The sequence below is a fragment of the Flavobacterium sp. Root420 genome (genome assembly GCF_001427905.1).
In the GTDB taxonomy this organism is placed as follows: domain Bacteria; phylum Bacteroidota; class Bacteroidia; order Flavobacteriales; family Flavobacteriaceae; genus Flavobacterium.
In genome coordinates this window covers 208,622-228,542 of sequence record NZ_LMEF01000029.1, presented here as the reverse complement: position 1 = coordinate 228,542, position 19,921 = coordinate 208,622, and the positions used below count along the sequence as shown (strand labels likewise).

General features: G+C 35.6%; 16 protein-coding genes. 7 read left to right on the top strand and 9 right to left on the bottom strand.

Annotation, left to right across the window (positions count from 1 at the left end):
• Position 1: 1 nt before the first annotated feature.
• Positions 2–532 (top strand): low affinity iron permease family protein, encoded by a 531-nt coding sequence (locus ASC72_RS15395; RefSeq protein ID WP_056192458.1) that lies wholly within the window; start codon positions 2–4, stop codon positions 530–532.
• A complete protein-coding gene (locus ASC72_RS15390) occupies positions 529–1,728 on the top strand; it encodes an FAD-binding oxidoreductase (RefSeq protein WP_056192455.1) in 1,200 nt (399 codons plus the stop codon). Before ASC72_RS15395 ends, ASC72_RS15390 begins: the two co-directional genes overlap by 4 nt.
• Positions 1,729–1,813: 85 nt before the next feature.
• On the opposite strand, the gene ASC72_RS15385 is transcribed toward ASC72_RS15390, so the two are convergent.
• Positions 1,814–2,848 (bottom strand): AraC family transcriptional regulator, encoded by a 1,035-nt coding sequence (locus ASC72_RS15385; RefSeq protein ID WP_056192452.1) that lies wholly within the window; start codon positions 2,846–2,848, stop codon positions 1,814–1,816.
• A gap of 222 nt (positions 2,849–3,070) precedes the next feature.
• Here ASC72_RS15385 and ASC72_RS15380 point away from each other — a divergent pair, with 222 nt between their 5' ends.
• Both ASC72_RS15380 and ASC72_RS15375 read left to right on the top strand, forming a co-directional pair.
• Positions 3,071–3,559, top strand: a complete 489-nt coding sequence (locus ASC72_RS15380; RefSeq protein ID WP_056192449.1) for a DNA-deoxyinosine glycosylase — start codon at positions 3,071–3,073, stop codon at positions 3,557–3,559.
• Positions 3,560–3,888: 329 nt separating this feature from the next.
• Positions 3,889–4,323, top strand: a complete 435-nt coding sequence (locus tag ASC72_RS15375) for a DUF6526 family protein (protein WP_056192445.1) — start codon at positions 3,889–3,891, stop codon at positions 4,321–4,323.
• A gap of 318 nt (positions 4,324–4,641) precedes the next feature.
• Here the strand turns inward: ASC72_RS15375 and ASC72_RS15370 are convergent, their stop codons facing one another.
• Complete coding sequence (locus tag ASC72_RS15370) at positions 4,642–6,063, bottom strand: MATE family efflux transporter (protein ID WP_056192442.1); 1,422 nt, start codon at positions 6,061–6,063, stop codon at positions 4,642–4,644.
• Between the two features lie 104 nt (positions 6,064–6,167).
• Complete coding sequence (locus tag ASC72_RS15365) at positions 6,168–6,644, bottom strand: MarR family winged helix-turn-helix transcriptional regulator (RefSeq protein WP_056192439.1); 477 nt, start codon at positions 6,642–6,644, stop codon at positions 6,168–6,170.
• Between the two features lie 174 nt (positions 6,645–6,818).
• On the opposite strand from ASC72_RS15365, the gene ASC72_RS24550 reads away from it, so the two are divergent.
• Entirely contained in the window at positions 6,819–7,061 is a 243-nt protein-coding gene (locus tag ASC72_RS24550; RefSeq protein ID WP_241775718.1) for a hypothetical protein, read from the top strand.
• Positions 7,022–7,726 (top strand): hypothetical protein, encoded by a 705-nt coding sequence (locus ASC72_RS15360; protein WP_241775717.1) that lies wholly within the window; start codon positions 7,022–7,024, stop codon positions 7,724–7,726. Before ASC72_RS24550 ends, ASC72_RS15360 begins: the two co-directional genes overlap by 40 nt.
• Before the next feature lie 250 nt (positions 7,727–7,976).
• Here the strand turns inward: ASC72_RS15360 and ASC72_RS15355 are convergent, their stop codons facing one another.
• The 6 genes from ASC72_RS15355 to ASC72_RS15330 form a co-directional block, all read right to left on the bottom strand.
• The gene (locus ASC72_RS15355; protein WP_056192434.1) at positions 7,977–10,001 is read right to left on the bottom strand and encodes a glycoside hydrolase family 97 protein; all 2,025 of its coding nucleotides are present in this window, start codon (positions 9,999–10,001) and stop codon (positions 7,977–7,979) included.
• Between the two features lie 25 nt (positions 10,002–10,026).
• Positions 10,027–11,271, bottom strand: coding sequence for a glycoside hydrolase family 71/99-like protein (locus ASC72_RS15350; RefSeq protein ID WP_056192431.1), 1,245 nt, complete (start codon positions 11,269–11,271; stop codon positions 10,027–10,029).
• 267 nt (positions 11,272–11,538) lie between these two features.
• Positions 11,539–13,041 carry a RagB/SusD family nutrient uptake outer membrane protein gene (locus tag ASC72_RS15345; RefSeq protein WP_056192428.1) on the bottom strand — a complete coding sequence of 501 codons (1,503 nt, stop codon included), beginning with the start codon at positions 13,039–13,041 and terminating at the stop codon, positions 11,539–11,541.
• Positions 13,042–13,065: 24 nt separating this feature from the next.
• On the bottom strand, positions 13,066–16,068 hold the full coding sequence (locus ASC72_RS15340; protein WP_056192425.1) for a TonB-dependent receptor: 3,003 nt from the start codon (positions 16,066–16,068) through the stop codon (positions 13,066–13,068).
• A gap of 29 nt (positions 16,069–16,097) precedes the next feature.
• A complete protein-coding gene (locus tag ASC72_RS15335) occupies positions 16,098–17,180 on the bottom strand; it encodes a hypothetical protein (RefSeq protein ID WP_056192423.1) in 1,083 nt (360 codons plus the stop codon).
• A gap of 89 nt (positions 17,181–17,269) precedes the next feature.
• Positions 17,270–17,791, bottom strand: a complete 522-nt coding sequence (locus ASC72_RS15330) for a DUF5004 domain-containing protein (RefSeq protein WP_056192419.1) — start codon at positions 17,789–17,791, stop codon at positions 17,270–17,272.
• 484 nt (positions 17,792–18,275) lie between these two features.
• On the opposite strand from ASC72_RS15330, the gene ASC72_RS15325 reads away from it, so the two are divergent.
• Complete coding sequence (locus ASC72_RS15325) at positions 18,276–19,874, top strand: DUF6377 domain-containing protein (protein ID WP_056192415.1); 1,599 nt, start codon at positions 18,276–18,278, stop codon at positions 19,872–19,874.
• The last annotated feature ends 47 nt before the right edge of the window (positions 19,875–19,921 follow it).

Below are 19,921 nucleotides of genomic sequence, written 5' to 3'. Positions count from 1 at the left end.
GATGGATAAGAAAAAAACTAAAGGCAATAGTGCCTTCGAAAAATTTGCTACGCATGTCTCTAAAGCTGCCGGAAGTACAACCGCTTTTATTGGCGCCTTTTTAATTGTTGTGGCCTGGGCAGTTTCAGGTCCGGTTTTCGATTATTCTGAAACTTGGCAATTGGTAATCAATACCGGAACAACGATTATTACCTTTTTGATGGTTTTTTTAATTCAGAAAGCCCAAAATAAAGATTCGCTTGCTATTCAATTAAAGTTAAACGAATTAGTTGCCTCAAATGAACTATCAAGTAATAGTTTAGTTGATATCGAAAGCATGACGGAAGAAGAAATGATTATCGTGCAAAAATATTATCAAAGACTAAGTGAATTGGCAAAAAAAGAGGAAAGCATCAGAACTTCGCATTCCATTGCTGAAGCACAAGATCAACACGAACGAAAAGGTAAAAACAGAAGCCAACAAAAATCCGCCAGAAAACCTGCTGAGACTGTAAAAACTATTAAAGCTGCAAAAAAACCAACTAAGAAATGAAACTCCGGTCAACAGAAACCTTCTGGCCTTTAAAAAGTGCCATGAGATACAGTTATCCGTCGATCGACCAAGATGTAAACACCGAAATTTTAATTATTGGCAGTGGTATAACGGGCGCCCTTATTGCGTATAAATTAATAAATGAAGGTAAAAAAGTTGTACTTGTAGACCGTAGAGACATCTGTAACGGAAGTACAGCTGCAAGTACCGCATTACTTCAATATGAAATTGATGTCCCATTACATGAACTCATTACATTAAGAGGACTGGAATGTGCTGTTGATAGTTATAAAAATGGAAAACAAGCCATTTTTGATTTGCGAACGATAATAGATGATATTAAAAGCGACTGCCAGTTCGAATTCAAGAAAAGTATTTATTACTGTTCTTTTAAAAAAGATATCCCATATCTAAAATATGAATTCAAAACCCGAAAACAATATGGATTCAATGTCAATTGGCTTGAAGAATCAGATTTAAAAAAAATGGGGTTACACGCTATGGCGGCCATAGAATCTAATACTGCCGCTGTGATGGATCCGTATCGTCTGGCAAATGATCTACTCCATTATTGCCAACAAAAAGGAATGCAGATTTATGACCGTACCAATATTACTTCCATCCAAAATCAAAAGAGAAAACTTATTGCCCATACTGAAAACAGGCATCTGATTACTGCAAATCACATTATACACTGCAGCGGTTACGAAAGCACCGAAACGCTAACCGAAAAAGTGGTAGATCTTAAAAGTACATACGTTATTGCTTCTGAAGCCTTACCGGATGTTCCAAATTCTTTTAAAAATGCTATTTTTTGGGATACCTCAAAACCCTATTTTTATTTTCGCGTCACCGAAGATAACCGAATTATTATGGGTGGCGGCGACGAAGAATTTAAAGACCCTGTTAAACGAGACAAATTATTACCAAAAAAAGAGCAGTTTCTCTTAAGACAATTCCAGAAAAAATTCCCCGATATTAATTTCAAAATAGATTATTCCTGGGCAGGAACTTTTGGGGAAACAAAAGACGGATTACCTTATTTCGGAAAACCAAATCCCCACAAAAACGAACATTATGTTTTAGGTTTTGGCGGCAACGGAATCACCTTTAGCGTTTTGGGAATGAATTCTATTTTGGATTCGATTAATAATAAGAAGAATAAGGATTTGGAGTATTACAGGTTTGGAAGGTGAATTTTAAGGTGCTGAGATTCTAAGATTCTAAGGTGCTGAGAGAAAAACTTAGGGCCTTAGAATCTTAGAATCCTAGCAACTTATCCTATGCAGTAATTGCCAAAGGATTCAAATTAAATTTATACTCTTTTGGACTACAATTGAATTTTTGTTTAAAGATTTTTGAGAAGTAGCTTCTGCTTGTAAAACCTATGCAGTATACAATTTCAGAGATATTTAAGTCGGAAGTTCTAATTAACAGCTCGGCTTTTAAAACTCTCATATGGGTGATATAATCGTTTACGGTGCGATTGTGGATCATTTTAAAGCCTTCCTGTAATTTATTTGGAGACAAACCTGATTTTTTGCTTAATGATTTAATGGTAAAAGGTTCTTCCGGAGAATTTTTTATAAATTCAGAAAGTTCTTTTATTTGTTCCATTTCTCTCAAAGTAAGGCAATTTGCATCTTTTGAAAAAGCATTCAAATCGTCGGTATGTTGTTGAATTTCCATTGCCAGAATAATCCTTAAAATACCTTCTTTCAATAATTTTTTAACAATTCCGGTTTGCGATACCGCGCTTAATTGTTCAATTTTTTCAGCAATTTGAAGGTTGTAAGAACCTAAATAAAAGAAATCCTGGATATTATTATTTTCAAAAAAGGTCTCTTTTACTTTATCGCTCAAAGAATTATCCAGAGCATAAAGTTGGTTTTCAGTGGCCTGAGTTCCAACAATAATTAAAGTGAATTTTGTGTTTTTTTCTTTCTCAAAAAACAAAACATTATCCTGATTTGCTTTTGAAATTGCAATAGCTGTCTGAAAGGTTTTAAAAGTTCTCTCTTCACCCAAAACTCCAAAACTATGCGACAAACTTCCCTGAGAACAATACGCAAAATAAATTGGTGCCGATTGTACATTAGTAATATCAATTCGAACATCAACAGCAAAATTCATGTCGAATTGCACGTACGAAATATTGTCATTAAAAGAAGCTCCAATAATAGATCCTCTTGCAGTACTATTATTAATTTCTAAAGTAAATTCATCTAAATCAGAAGTTACTTTACCACCAAAACCGGCGTGTAACTGTTCAAAAATAGCGCTTATTTTTTCTGTATTAATAGTAACTGTTTTCATTTGCCTGTAATTAAAATTGAGATTCTACGTTGATAGATTTCCGTTGATAGATTTCCAATAAAGCGAATTCTTGTAAGGAAGCAGAATTCTAAAAATCTACGATTCAAAGTTCGTCACACAATAGCCAAATGCGTTATATAATTTTTCGTTTTTGTTTTATAATTCCCTATAAATGATTATTTTAACATTTACTAATCTTGATTAAATCAAAATCCTTAAAGCATGAAAAGTTTTTCATTTGCCCCGATCACTTCACAGAACGCTAACATTTTGATTTTAGGCACAATGCCTGGAACAAAATCGCTAGAACTAAATCAGTATTACGGACACAATCAGAATAATTTCTGGAAATTTATGTTTCTTATTCTGAAAGAAGATTTCTCAAATGATTACCAAACCAGAAAAGCACTTTTACAAAAAAACAACATTGCGTTATGGGATGTACTTCAGTTCTGCGATCGCGTAGGAAGTCTGGATAGCGCCATAAAAAATGAAATAGCCAATGATTTCGAAACATTCTTAGAAGAACATTCAAACATAAAAACAATCCTTTTCAACGGTCAAAAAGCCGCCGCCTTTTTCAAAAAATATGTTCATCTAAAAAAAGAATATCAGCTGAGAACTTTACCATCAACAAGTCCGGCAAACGCAGGAAAATCGCTTCAATCAAAACTTGAAGAATGGGAAAAAGCTGTAAGCCATAAGCTTTAGGTTATAAGCTTTTCTCTTTCATCTTGCTTCTTGCGTCTTTTTCAACTTATAACGCAAAACTCATAATTATATAACAATATCCTCTTAAAATATAACGAGAAACTATGCCAATCAATCTAATTTTACTTTAAAGAAATAAAGCCATTTGAAACTGATACATGCAATTGAGGCTTTTTTAAAAATACAGATATCACTAAGAAACTCCAAAGAAAATCTTTCGGGTTTATATATATAGAAACATTGGTTATGTTAGTTTATTTTGAAAAAAAAGCTATTCTATTCATAGGGTAGCTTTTTCTTTTTTAACTTTAAACCTAAATACAAAAACTATGAAAATTCAAACCTATTACAACCACATACGTTTTTACACTCCTCACCATTTTGTTTATTATCCCATTTTAATTATTTTTTTAATTGCCAGTATTTACTTTGCGTTCAATACAGATCAGCCCTTAATTTGGTCCTTTATAAGCGTTGCTTTTATTTTTCTATTTTGTCTTGCCTATATGTTGCGCCAGCATTATGCCTTAACATTGCAAAACCGAATCGTAAGACTAGAACTTCGCTATCGCTATTTCACCCTAACGGGAAAAAGATTCGAAGAATTCGAATACAAATTAACAGACGATCAAATATTCGCCCTGCGATTCGCACCCGATAACGAATTGCTCCCTCTTATAGAAGACACCTTAAAAAACAGCTTAACAGGCGATGCTATAAAAAAAGCAATCGTTCATTGGAAAGCGGATTATAATAGAGTTTAAAAAAAGTTATGAGTTATGAATTATGAGTTATTCAAAACTCATAATTCATAACTCAATCGGGGCGATCCAGTTTTCATAAGTACAATCATTGATTTATAAATTTCAAGATCATTTTAATTACAAAAAAAAGACGCACTGCTTGTGCCTCTACGTGTACCTTATGTAATATCTGAACAGTTAATTTGGCTAGAGCCCTCAAATATCTTCTTATATAACGCCAGCTAAAGCCGAAGGCAATTCAAAAAACCTTTGCCCCTTTGTCCCTATGAACCTTTGAACCTTCAAAAAAAACCTTAGAATCTCAGAACCTCAGAGCCTTTACTTAACACTTTCAAACCCCTCCTTAACAATCTCCTTCTCCACCTTATCAATTAACTTATTTGTTTTTCCGGTTAAGCGTTCTTTTTTCCAGTCCCCTTTTGCATAAATAATTAAAGTAATCAATCCCGTTAAAACAGATGAAATAGGAAAAGCCCACCAAATTCCGATTTTACCAAGCGAGGTATTATGTGATAAAATATAAGCCAGGGGAAACTGAATTACCCATTGCGAAACCAAAGTCAAAATCATTGGGAGCGTTGTATTTCCAACTGCTCTGAAAACTCCGGTCAGACAAAGCTGCAAACCAAGAAATCCCCAGGAGAGACAAGTGATTCTTAACAGCTGAGTTCCGCCTTCTATTACGGCAGGATCATTCGGAACAAAAAATGCAATTAAAAACGGTGCAAAAGCGTAGGCAATAATTCCAAGTCCGCTAAGCAAACCGAAACCTAAATAACCTCCCAGTTTTCCAATTTGTGCCGCACGGGCAATATTTCCGGCACCAATATTTTGACCCACCAATGTCGCGATCGCCATAGAAAGCCCCAAGGCCGGAATCAAAATCAACTGAATTAAATTAGATCCTGCTCCGTACGAAGCAACCGTTGTCGTTCCGAAATGCACAATTAAAAAAGTAATCGCCATCATTCCAATTGCACGCATCGATTGCTCAATTGAAGATGGAAAACCAATTTTAAAAGCTTTTTTAATATGTTTATAATCGGGTTTAAAATCTTTTAGTTGTAAATGAATTCCGTGTTTTCCTCTGAACAAAATGAAAAAACCAATCACTATCGCTAAACTTTGAGTGGATAGGGTCGCCAAAGCCGCACCTTTTACTCCCATTGCCGGAATAAAATTCCATCCAAAAATAAACAACGGATCTAAAGCAAAATTCAGAATCACAGTTCCCAAAACAATATAAACCGGTAAAGTCACACGCCCCACCCCACGCATCACCGACTGGAAAATCATAAAACTAAAACTAAAAACCAGACCAATAAAAGCGATGCGCATAAAACCCAATGCATCTTTATAGACCTCTGGCGTTACATTTAGGACATGCAAAAAGTACGGACTCAGCCAATACCCAATAATCGATAAAACAACCGAAACGGTAATCACCATCAGTAAAGTTTGCGCCGCCACATGATTGACCATTTCCTGTTGTCCGGCGCCAAAATACTGTGCAATTAAAATAGAACCTGCAATAGCAAGACCCGTTCCTAAAGCAATCGTTAAAAATATAACCGGTGTGCTCACAGATACTGCTGCCACAGCATCTCCACCCAAACGACCTACCCAAAAAGCATCAACCAATTGATAAGCTGCCTGCAAAAGATTGGCAATCATTATAGGCACAGCCAATTTTAATAACGAGGAAAGTATGGGCCCTTCTAATAATTCTTTTTTATTCATTTGTCTATTTTATAATTTGTTTTGCCATAGATTAAAAAGATTTTCACTGTGAAAAATTTTTGAAAATCCGTTTATCTCCAGCTTTCTTCTTTCTTCTATGTGTTCTATATTCTCTCCAATCTATCAGCATAACTTTTTATAGTTTCCAAAGCCTGAATTCTTTCTGTAGCAGAAAAAACAGAAAGCACCTCATCTTCGGACTTTTTCATTAAAGAGCGAATGTTTTTAGCTAACACAATTCCTTCTTCCGTAAGGCTTACTACATTTTTTCGCTTATCGGTTTTATCTTTTCTGACCACAAGCAAGCTCTTTTTTTCTAAAGCATTAATACTTCTTAAAATAGACGATTTGTCACGCATTGTTTTATCAGAAAGCTCTCTTTGAGAAAGTTCTTTATGTTGCAAAATCATGATTAACGGCAATTGTTCTAACTGCAGCGTAATTCCTGCTTCGCTCATTAAAGCATTCGTACGACGAAACAGCGCTTTTTTAATTCGGTGTATCTGAAATAAAAAACTGTCTGCAATTTCAGCACTAAAAGCTTTATCAAATGGTTCTGAATTTGTATTTGTATCTGTCATGATGCAAAATTACAAAAAAGAGTGACATGTCAACTAAATCTACATCAAAAAAAACGTACTCACTTGATAATCAGAATGATTATTAACAATAAAACGAAGAAAAAAAAGAAATGAATGATTTTTTTTGTTAACTTTAATGTTAAAATCAGCTAACAAAATCTAAAAATAAATCTTATGAAAAAATTATTTTTATTGATTATTTCCCTTTTTTGGTTTTCAGCACAATCACAGACTACAGCTGAAATCTCTTCTGAGAATACTTTACCTGCTGTAGAAAATAATTCTGATCGACCTCAGGATTACCCTGAAGATCTTCCCTGGCACGCAAGACGTTTTAAAGTTAGTGCCGGCGTATTTTTCCCTTTAATAATACAGAAGTGGAATACGGTACTAATAATGGTCAATTTGGAGATTTAATTGATTTTGAGAAAGATCTTGGATTTGATAAAAATAGTACATCATTTGCAGGTGCATTTGAATGGAGAATTTCAAGAAGATCAAGACTTGGGGGTGAATTTTTCTACTTAAAAAGAACCTCAAGTAAAACCCTACAGAGAGATATAGAATTTGGCGATCATACTTATCCTGTAGATGCGCGAATTTCAGCTTTTGCAGACAATCAAATTATTCGAATTACATACGGTTATGCTTTTATCTCAAAGCCAACATATGAAATTGGAGCTCTTATAGGAAGCCATGTTTTATTGGGAGATATGGGTATAAAACTTGAAGCGGGAACTGCACAAGCTGAATATAGAGATAATTTTGATTTTACCGCACCATTACCAGATCTGGGACTTTGGGGAGAATTTGTATTAGGAAAAAAAGTAGGGCTGTATGTTAATGCCAATTATTTTGCTCTTAAAGTCGATAATATTGATGGGCGAATATTAAGCTATAACCTTTCTGTTTTATATAATGTTTACAAAAATTTCAGTCTGACAGCCGGATATACCGGATTAAACATAAGAGTAGATGTTGAAGAAGAGAGACTGAAAGGCTTTTTAAAATGGGGATATAATGGCCCAAGTTTAACTGCCACTTATTCTTTTGGAAATCATGTTAAGCTTTATAAACATTAGAAAATTTCAATTTTTTAAATTGCAAATTCCAATTCTACACAATACTGTCATTTCGAGGTAAGGAGAAATCACAAAAAACACGTGAATATCTTACTACCCATCTTATATGATCTAAAAGATTCAGCATTCACAATCAGACTAAAATGAGCTTATATCACTTATATGGTAAAAAATTAACAAGCCCGATACCTTTACAGCTATCGGGCTCATCAGTCCAAACTTAACTTAAAATAAACTTCAACTAACTCAATTATTTCTGTATTGGAGAGAATTTTATTGCTGTTCCTCCGCCAGCTGCGAGTTTGATATCTAAAACTGTTTTGCTGTTTACTTTTTGTTTAGAAATGGTTACCGGATATGGATTTGTTTTGTAATTCGCTCCTGCTCCATCAGCATAAATTTGGGCTTCGTATTCTTTTCCTACATCCAAAAATGACAACTGAACTTTAAGGTTTCTTGATTCTTTATTTGTAATTGAACCTAAATACCAATTTTTCTCGTCCCAGTCTTTACGAACAATGGTGGTATATTCTCCAATTTCAGAATCTAAAATTTTGGTATCAGACCACGTACACGGCACCTCTTTTATAAATTGAAATTCCGGTTTGCCAACATAGTTTTCAGGCAAATCGGAAGCCATTTGCAACGGACTGAAAATAATGACATATAAGGCCAATTGATTCGCCAAAGTCGTTTGTACTCTCGCTCCCGAAGGGGTTTTATAATCAAAATTGAAATTCCCCGGTGTATAATCAAAAGGGCCTGATAACATTCTTGTAAAAGGCAAAGTTGTCAAATGTTCCGGAGTATTTCCGCCATCAACAGACCAGGCGTTATACTCTTGACCTCTTCCGCCTTCCTGAGTCATAAAGTTCGGATATGTACGTTGAATTCCGGTTCCTTTCATAGGCTCGTGGTTATCAATCATAATATGATATTTAGCCGCTGTTTCAATTACTTTTCTGTAATGACGTGCTCCATACTGGCTGTCGTGCCATTCTTTTTTGTCTAAATATTTATTTACATAACCTGTTTTAACCGAATTCACGCCCATTTTCTGATAGAGTTTAAAAGCATCTTCCAATTGGCTTTCATAGTTTTTCGTAGCCCCTGCCGTTTCATGATGCCCAATTAAACGAACATTTTTAATGGCCGCATATTTGGTTATTTCTTCCAGATTAAAATCGGGATAGGCTTTTACAAAACTAAAGGCGCTTCCATCGGCAGTCCAGTCGCCGTCCCAGCCCTCATTCCAGCCTTCTACCAGAACGCCGTCAAAATTGTTTTTAGCAGCAAAATCAATGTATTCTTTTGTATTCTTAGTTGTAGCCCCATGTTTTGCACCTTTCCCCCAGGTGAATTTCTCCAAATGCATTCCCCACCAAATTCCGATATATTTAGAAGGTGTAATCCAGGAAAGGTCTTCAATTTTTGAAGGTTCGTTCAGATTCAGCATTATGGTAGAAGTGGCAACATCACCAGGCGTTTCCCCAACAACAATAGTTCTCCATGGCGTTTGAAAAGGCGCTTCAGCATATACTTTTACCCCATCTGCCCAGGGCACCAACTCGCTTTTGTATTGTTTGGAACTTGCTTTTAAAAGTGTCATAGAGGCAAAATCAGTTAAATTGGCTTCGTGAATGGCAACGTACAATTTCTCTTTGGTTTCAAAAGTGGCCGGAGTATTGATTGTGTCGGTTTTACTGATTGGCGTTTTGCGATAGGTACTTTCGTAATAACTATTTTCGCGATGCACCGGAATCCACCAAACATCATTATCAGACTTAAAAGTGAACTCTGTAATTTCATTTGAGATTTTCACTTTACCCAAATGAGGTTGTTTCGGAAAAGAATATCTAAAACCTACTCCCTCATCAAAAACCCTGAAAATAATATCAACCAAACGCTCATCTCCTTTTGCTTCTTTCAAATGAACTATCAATTCGTTGTGATGATCTCTCACTTTTTTAAATTCGCCCCAAGGCTGTTCCCATGTTTTATCTGATGTTTTTTCTTCGGTGGAAACCACTTCAAAACCCTCTGTCATTTTTTGGATTCCCTGAAATTCAAATCCCATCAAAGAAGGTTCGATAACCGATTTCCCGCTAGAGGTAAAACTGTATTGGGGCTGACCTGAAGCTGTTAATTCAAAAACTAATTGGGTGTTTTTCCCCGGAGAGCTGATTTTGTATGTTTTTTTAGTACTGGCACTGCAGGCGTAAATCAAAATCGATGCAAAAAGAATCAGACAGTAGCTATATTTTATGTTTTTCATTATTTAATTGTATTAATTACAACTCTTATTTTATTTCGCTTATTACTTGTTTTGCTTTTGCAGGCTGCATAGAAACAAAATAATTAAAAGCCTTGTCTAATTTTTTCTGGGCATCGGTATTGCCTTTCTTTTCTACTCGCAGATTGTACATTTTGCTAATCTCCGGAAAAACAGGTTCGGTATTTTTTACACCGGCAAAGGCTTTCACTTTTTCGATGTATGTATATCCAAATTCTACTGTTGGCTCGAACATGGTTCCTTCACCAAAGTCATTCCATGTGATGAGTTGCAGGTAACTCAGATTGGCATTTTTAGCCAGTGCAAGTGTTTCATCAAGTGTAACTCCATTGTTATGTTCAATTGTCCAGCCGATGGCGGAACCGCCTCCGCCTTCGGCATAAAAATCTTTAAAACCAGGATAAGCACTTCCCATGGCAACAGAAAGTTTTGGTTTTGTATTGGTATAAAAATTAGTCAGATAGGTACTGTTTTTATATACCCAGGCATATTCACCCGAAGCATTTGCACCAGCCTCAACAGATTGATCCCAAAGGGTTAAAAAAGTAGGTTTTGCCCTCAGCGTGCCAAAAACATTGGCCCATTCGGCTGGCGTCTGCAAAACAATTGGTCCGAAGTTCAACAACAATGGTTTTCCATTTATTTTGATATAATTGGCATCATCAAAATAATTTTTCTCCATATACGCCAAATCGGTTTTGGCTGCGCTGGTTACCGAAATTGCTTTTCCGGCATTGACCACATTGGTTGTTACTCTGTCCTCATAAACAATGGCGTAGTCCAGTCCCACTTTGTCTAACATGGCAATCAATTGCTCTGTGTTTTCTTTTACCATTCTGTAATCATTCACATCATAAGTGCCATACCAATCGATCAAAACACCATCAATTCCTGAATATTTCATCAATAATAAATGATTTTCAATCACATTTTTATCGCCTGAATGATAAGGACCAATTAGTGGGTAATAATACGATGCGATTTCTCTTCTATTGTTGGCGCCTATTGTATTGGGATTTTTGTTTGCCATTGTCCAGTGATAGCCCCATTTTTTATCGGCACTGCTTTCGTTGGTTTCAAACCAGGGCATGTAATGCACATAAATTTTGGAGCTATTTGTTTTTTCAATCGCAACAGGCTGAATTGTTTCTGGTTCTGTGGGTTGATCTGCACCCTTGTCGTCACTGCTGCAGCCAGCGGCGACTAAAACATTCATGACACCAAAAAACAATAATGTGATGTATCTTTTCATATAGATTTATTTATTTTTTATAGAATAGGAATGTTTTTCCAATTCACTATGTGCAATTATTAAACACATAGAAGCATAGTTTACATAGCCAAAAAGGCGTTTCACTTGCATCAAAACACATAGCTATGTGTGAGAAACTAGTTTCTTTTTATTCTCTTTTTTATTAATTTTTAAATATAAAATCTATGTTTCTATATGTTTAAAATAAACATAAAACATGTCAGCCTTCCGCCACTAACCAACATGAAAGACTGAACATCCAATAACCTAATACCCGGGATTCTGTACCAGGTTTTTATTTGTAGTTAAAACACTGCTTGGAATAGGGAATATTGCTCTGTATTTTTCTGTTGTTCCTTTTTCCCACCATGGCAGGAAGAATGTTCCAAAACGAATGTTATCCGTTCTTCTTCTTCCCTCAAAAGTGAATTCTTTAAGCAGTTCTTTATCAATAAAATTAAGATCTATCGTTGCAGGCATTTCTTCTCCGGCACGCGCTGTTATTTGTTGTATAAATGGTTTTGCCAAATCTGCAGATCCCAAACGAACGTAACATTCTGCCTGCATCATTAAAATTTCAGCATAACGAATCACAACTAAGTCATGATCACGCTCCCATTGCTCTCCCGCTTTCATTTCATATTTACCTAAACGTACGCCCTGATTTTCTTTTGCATCGGCAACACTATTTACTTCTTCAGTATAAGTCAAAGGTTCTCCGCTATCCATTATGATAACCTGCCCGTTTGCTAAATTGATCTGATCTCCGGCAATCATACATTTCTTTCTTTTGTCTGTGTCTGCAAAAGCAGAATAAACTCCGGGCTGTGCGCACATTCCGTTAGCACTCCAAGGATAATCTCCAACTGGCGAAAGCGTTAGTTTATGCAAGTAATGACAGGACATGGATGACATATAGTTTCCTACTGTTCCTGCTTTTGAATCGTATGGAATGGCAAAAATGATTTCAGGTGATTTCTGATTTTCAGTTGCAAAATTGGCAAAGAAATCAGGCGATAACGTATAACCTGTTACCTTCTGACACATATTAATACAATCCTGCCAACGCGCCGTTCCGATAAAAGCCTGAGAATTTAGATACAATCTTGCCAATAATGAATAGGCCACATTTTTTGTGAATTTAGAATACACCACATTTGCCGTTAAGTGCGGAATAGCATCCAGCAATTCTTTCTCCACAAAATCATAAACTTGTTTACGGGTAGAATTGGATGGCAATGCCGTATCTTCAAAATTGGTTACGATTGGCACATTTCCGAATAAATCCAAAAGATTATAATAGTAATACGCTCTTAAGGCTTTTAATTCGGCATAAATTGGAGCTTTTGCAGCAGCTGTCAAAGATGATTTGTCTATTTGATAAATGATCGAGTTGATCTTTGCAATTCCGGTGTAATTGTAACGCCAGGCCGAAAGAATCATACGGTTATCTGCTTTCCAGGTGTGTTTTTGCGCATCCTGGTATTGACCTCCATCGTACCAGTTTGTTCCTCTGGTAGGAATTGTAGCTTCATCAGAAACCGTTTCGTTTAAAAAGAATACATACTCGCAGGTTGGATAATTATTGGATATCGCATCTGCAAATCCTCTTAATGAAGAATACGCGCCCCCAACTAATGCATCAATTTCTTTGGGTGTATTTCCAAAATCCCCGTCTTCTACCCTATCATATAATTGTTCATCCAAATTGGTACATGATATCGTAAAAAGCATGCTTATTAATAGTGCTGCTGTTATTTTGATTTTCATTTGTTCTATTTTTGAGTTAATCGCTTAGTTATTAAACGTAAAATTTAATCCAACAGAAATCGTTGTTGGTCTAGGATAATTATTATACTTATCGATTCCCGGTGCTGCCAATCCGGTTTGATCGACACCATCTTGTGCATTTAAACCAATTTCCGGATCAACCCCTTTATAACCTGTAATTACAAACAGATTCTCTGCCATAGCATACACTCTGAATTTGGAAGATTTAGATTTCAAAGGCAAAGTATAACCAACTGACAGTGTCTGAAGTCTGAAGAAAGAGGCGTCTTCTATCCAGTAATCTGAGTATTTTGGAGCTGAAGTAATGCCGCTGTTTAAGAAATCATCCGGAACATTGTACGCTGGTAATCTGTTAGGATCGTTCAGCATCATATTGGTTGCATTTAATGCTTTTTGACCAAACATTCCGTAACCCGAAATTCCTAAATCAAAATTTCCGTAGGTAAAGTTCATACCGATTCCTAAAGTCAAATCTGGCTGAATATTTCCTAAATCTGTTTTATCTGCATCTACTAAAGCGTTTTCTGCCACTACAGCTCCAGCTGCATTGTAGTACTGAATTTTTCCTTCAGCGTCAAGACCTGCGTTTTTAAATCCCCAGAAAGTTCCCACTGGATATCCCTCAGCAATAATTTGAGCATATTGTCCTGACATACCCGCTAATCCGTGTAAAGATCCACTGTAAATTACATCTGTCTCATAAGTTGTATTAGACAGTTTTTCGATTTTCTGAATGTTGTGTCCTAAAGTTAAATTGGCATTCCATGAAAATTTATCTCCTTTAATGATGTCAGCATTCAGGGTAAGCTCAACTCCTTTGTTTGACATTTCACCAACGTTTGCCAACATATTCCCTACTAAATACGGAGGCTGAGGCACTTCATACGTGTACAATAAATCTTCTGTGTTTTTTGAATAATACTCGAATGAACCTGTGATTCTGTCAAACAAAGTAAAGTCAACACCAATATTCAATTGTTTTGTAGATTCCCATTTTAAGTCAGGATTCGGATTTTGTTTTGGGGAATAGGCCAAACTCCAGGTTTGGGTAACCGGATCGTAATAACTATCATTTCCAACTCCTAAGATGGATAGCGATTTGTATTCGCCAATCCCATCCTGATTTCCTGTAACTCCATACCCTACTCTTAATTTTAAATTACCCAGCCAGCCTTTTGTAGCACTCATAAAATCTTCGTTAGAAATTCTCCATGCTGCAGAAGCCGATGGAAAAGTTCCCCATTTATTGTTTTCTCCAAAACGGCTTGACCCGTCTCGTCTTACTGTTGCAGTAAATAAATATTTGCTGTCAAAACTATAATTAGCACGGGCATAAAAAGAAACTAAATTTGATTTTCCTTTATAAGAATACACGTCTCCCAAACGGTAATTGTATCCGGCCCCTAAATTATTATAGCTAAAAGCATCGGTTACAAAACCACTTCTTTGTGCACCAAAACCTTCGTAAATATTCTCTAAATAAGAATATCCGCCTAAAGCACTAAGAGTATGTTTTCCAAAAGTTTTATTGTAATTCACATAAAGTTCTCCCTGGGCGTTGGTGTATTCTGCATATGTTTTTTGCGCATAACCATCTTCTGTTCTTCCTTCCATAACCGCGTAACTTGGTTTGTAGGTATTGCCCTGAACCGCATTATGTTCTAATGAAATATTAGCAACAGCAGTAAAATCATTTAAAAACTTAACCTCTGTTTTAAAATATCCTAAAAGTCTGTGTCTTTCGTTATCAGTTGTTCTGTTGGTTAAAATTTCTACCGGATTCTCATAAATTGTTCCTCCAACCGATGTAAATTCACCATTGGCATCGTATACCGGAATCGTTGGGTTTAAATTATAGGCACGCTCAAAAATTCTGTAATCCAGCGGATGCCATTTGTCGATATTGGCAAATAAACCCATATCAAATTTCACCTCTTTATTATCTCCAAGATATTGATAGCCACTAACGTTTCCGCTCAATCTTTCAAGACCTGTCGTTTTGATCACCCCTTCATTGTTTAAGTAGGAAAGTGATGCCCTGAAACCGCTGTCTGTTTTACCAGAATTAATACTTAATGTATGTGATTGTGAAATAGCCGTTTGTTCGATTGCTTTTTGCCAGTCTGTAGTGCCACCGTAATCAATGGCGTCCTGATTTCCGGTTTTACGCACATAACCTCTCCATTGATTGGCTGATAAAAGATCTAAATTATCGTTTACATATCCAATGCTGGATAATCCGCTATAGGTAACCGAAACACCTTTTGTACCCGATTTTGTTGTAATAATGATAACTCCATTTGCTCCTCTTGATCCATATATGGCTGTCGCCGAAGCATCTTTTAAAACGTCTATCGATTTAATATCAGAAGGCTGAACGACATTGATATCAACACCCGCAATTCCATCCACCACAATAAGCGGACTGTTGCTTGCTGTTAATGAAGTTCCTCCACGCAAACGTAAACTAGAACCCGCTGCAGGATCGCCCGAAGGACGAATAACATTCAAACCCGCAACTTTTCCCTGCAAAACCTGTTCTGTAGAGGAGATTGTTCCTTTTACTAAATCTTCTGCTCTAACAGTGGAGATTGCTCCTGTTAAATCTGATTTCTTTTGGGTTCCGTATCCAACAGCTACAACCTGAACTTCTGCCAACTGGTAACCATCGTTTTGCAGGCGAACATCTATATTAGATTTGGTTGCTGATGTGATCTGTACTTTTTGAGTTGTTGATCCTATAAATGAAACTTCAATCGAACCTCCTACGGCTACAGACAAAGTAAATTTTCCGTCAAAATCTGTTGTGGTGGCATTTTTAGTTCCAGCCTCAATAACTGATGCACCCGGCAATACAGTTCCTGTATTGTCATAAACGGTACCCGATACCTGCTTTTTTTCCTGAGCAAACATTCCTGCCGAAAGAAAAAGCATGAAAATCATGTATACCACAGTTTTAGTAGTCCACAGATGCTGCAGGACTATTTTTTTATTTTTACTGTTCATTAGAATTGATGTTTTAATATGATAGTGAATTATTTGTCTAAAGTTTTAAGAGGAATTGTGGTATCCGAAATTGTTTTGTCCTTATTGTCTTTTACCAAAACATGAATTTCAGTTAAACCGGGAATTCCGTTTAATTCAGTAACTAAATTGACAAATCCTTTTATCTCGGCAGTTCCACCGGCAAATTCACCCGAAATTACTTTACTGCCCGCATTAATTGTATAAATTAATTTATTTACACCCGGCTCGTTATTTTTGCGTGACATTCCCAGAAAATCTTTCTGACTGATTTGTAAAGGGAAAAATCCAAATACCGGTGGCGGTGGCGGGATATATTCTCCTGCATATAAAACCTGATCTGCAATAGTTCCGGCCCAATCGTCTTTCACCATCAGGAAAACCAGATTTTCCATTACATAACCCTCCGGTGCATTGTAATACTCTTTTGGAACCAGATCCATTTTATAAAAACCGTTTCCTAAATCTTTTAGTTTTGTTTTTTCTACGATATCCGGAAGCCAGGATTGGTATTCTTGTTTAATATCCCAATTGTTTAAACCACTATGCATGTGAACGCTTGTCGCGCCTGCAAAACCCGGAGCTAAATTGGCATTAAACAAAATACTAACTCCTTTGTCGATTGTTGGTTTTGTAGGATAGGCTCTGATCAACTCATTTGCCGTATAAAAAGAAGAGAAATCAGTATACGCTACATTAGCAACACCACTTTGCTTTGATCCGGTTTTGTTTTTTAAACGAAACCAAAATCCCGCGCTTGCCGCAATTTCAGCTGGTGTTTTAGAAAAATAAGTAGTTGGAGTTAAAGTAAAACTCCAGATTTTGTCCTTTACGTGAGTTAGTTTTGCAAAATCTGATGAGTTTTCCCAATGCCCGGCATCTGGTTCAGATGGGGACCAAATCCAGATATAAAGATCTTCATTTTTAGCAAATGTGGTTTCAGAAAGATCAAAGTACCAGGTTACTTTTTCATCGTATTTGTACACGACAGGAAATGACGTTATACTGCCTACAGCTCCGGCTTCTTCCTGAGCCTGAATAAAATTGGGAGCCATCAAAAGGGCAAATAAAATTGTATATATAAACTTTTTCATATGTATTTAATATTTGTTTTTTATCGGAATATGGTATCGCCATTCTTTGTTCCTGTTTATTAATTGGAATCATGGCGATTTCATATTACTTAATTAATAGCATTTAATTTGAATACATAAGACACAAAAGGAGTTCCCCCGGAAGAATGCACCAACTGAAATTCCATTTCGTCACTACTTCCCGGAACTGATGTTAATCGAAGTTCATCTGTTTTTTGTGTTTTTTGAGCATCGCTGTACAGATAAATCCTTACAGCACTTGCATTTGTCTGCTGAAAATCGGAGCTTAATTTCCAATATCCTTTTGGAGCAAATAAGGGAGGAACATTGCCCATAACCTCGTAACTTGTTGGCTGATTCTTTTCGTCTACGCTGAATCTGATTTTAAAATCCTCGTAGTTAAAATACGTGCTCAGGTTTTCTTCGTGTGGCTCAATGGCATTTGCTTTCGCAGATTCATCTACCATTTTCAAATTTGTTAATCCCCAATCTCCATTTACTTTCTCATAAATGGTAATCGGATCAACATAGCTTCCGTCATCAATAGTGTCACAGCCAATGGCAACCAGACACATCATAACAGCTAACCAATAAATACTTTTACATCTCATAAATTTGTGGTTTGTTTGTTAGTTTTTCATCCCTTAAAAGGACAAGGCGAAGCTAGATGTTAAAAAAACCTAAAAAAAAATATCTGATAAAAATCAAGATGCAATTCAAATATTTTCACAATCAATTAATTGACAATCAAATATTTAAAACATTTTTATAAATGCAAAAATCAAGGTGTTGTTTAGATGAAAATTGACATCTAAATAATAGAATTTATGATAATATGTAAATTAAAGTCTATATTTTTTTCACTATACATACACATCATTGCTTTTTATTGTATAATTGCAAATTATTAGACTACATTTAACATTTAGATCTTATTTTTGTTTGATGCTCTAAATTTTACAGCTTTGTTATGAAGAGAATTACCAAAATCTAAAAGCTATTTAATGATCATCTATTATCATTTTGTCCTGAAATTAAAAAACGAATTAACTCAAACTCACCAAAACTTTTTTACCTTAAACCAAAAACAAAACCATGCGAAGAATCTACATTCTGTTTTTTTTTATTGCAGGTTTTTCTCTCACTGCCAAAGAGACAAGTCCTGTTCTGGAAGAATTAGATAAAGTGCTTCTTAAAAAAGATATTTACTTAAAACAGAAGTATCGAAAAATAGAAGTTTTAAAAAAAGATATATCAAAATTTACCGTTAGTCAAAACAACGAACAACTCTACAATACATACATGTCATTGTTTGATGAGTACAAGTCATTCAAATATGATTCGGCTTATTATTATTTGGAAGAAGCCAAAGCCAAAGCAATTGTTTTAAAAAAGCCTGAATATCTGGCCAAAAGCCGGATTAAGGAAGGTTTTGTGTTGCTTTCTTCCGGACTCTTTAAAGAAGCCATTGATACCCTGAATGTAATTGATGACAAAAAGCTCGATCAAAAGAATAAATTCGAGTATTATTCTATAAAAGCCCGGGCTTATTATGATTTAAGCGATTATAATAAAGATCAGCGTTTTAGTATTCATTATGTACAACAGGGAAATCATTTCCTGAAAAAGGCATTGGAATTGATTGGAACCAATACCAATGAATATTGGGCCGCCGAAAGTTTAAAAAGATTTAAGCAATTGGATTGGCGAGGCGCCGAATTTGCCTTCAGCTACTGGATTAACAATTACAAATTACCGCCTGATTATTATGGAATTGCAACTTCAAGTCTCGGTTATATTTATTCGGAAAGAGGATATACAAAAAAAGCCATTTATTACCTGGCACTTGCCGCTATTGCAGATGTTAAAAATGCGACCAAAGAAACAGTTGCACTTCGGAATTTAGCCAATGAACTCTTTAAAATGGGTTACTTGGATAAAGCCAACGAATACATCAATATCGCGATGGATGATGCGACTTTCTATAACGCCAGACATCGAAAAATTGAGATTTCGTCCATCTTGCCGATTATCGAAAAAGCACAATTAAACAATGTAAAAGAGAAAAATGATAAACTCGAAAGAATCATTATTTTATTGACCATTCTTACCATAATCATTATTTTGTTTTTAATTATCATCTTCAAACAATTAAAAGAAAGAAACAAAGCCAGAAAAATAATGGCTTCGTCATACGCGCAGCTTCAGGAAATGAATATTAGCCTGAGTGAAGCCAATGCCATTAAAGAAGAATATATTACGTATTTCATTAAGGCAACATCGGCTTTCATTAATAGAATTGATCATATTCAGAAAACTACGCTTCATAAAATTATTACCAAAAAAACTGATGAAGTTATTGCGAGTTTAAAACGCTATAATGTAAAGGAAGAACGCGAGAATCTTTTCCATCAATTTGATGAAATCTTCCTGAAATTATTCCCCACTTTTGTGAGCGATTTTAATCATTTATTCCCGAATGATCATAAATGCATCGTTAAAAAAGGGGAACTTTTAAACACAGAACTTAGGATTTTTGCCTTGTACCGATTAGGAATTCAGGACAGCAATCAAATGGCAGAATTCCTGGAACTTTCTGTAGCTACCATTTATACGTATAAAACAAGAATCAAAAGCAAATCTGATTTTAAAGATACTTTTGAGGAGAAAATTATGGCTATTAAGACGATTTAGTAAAAAAAATAGCCACGAATTCACGAATTATTATTCTCATTTGGTAA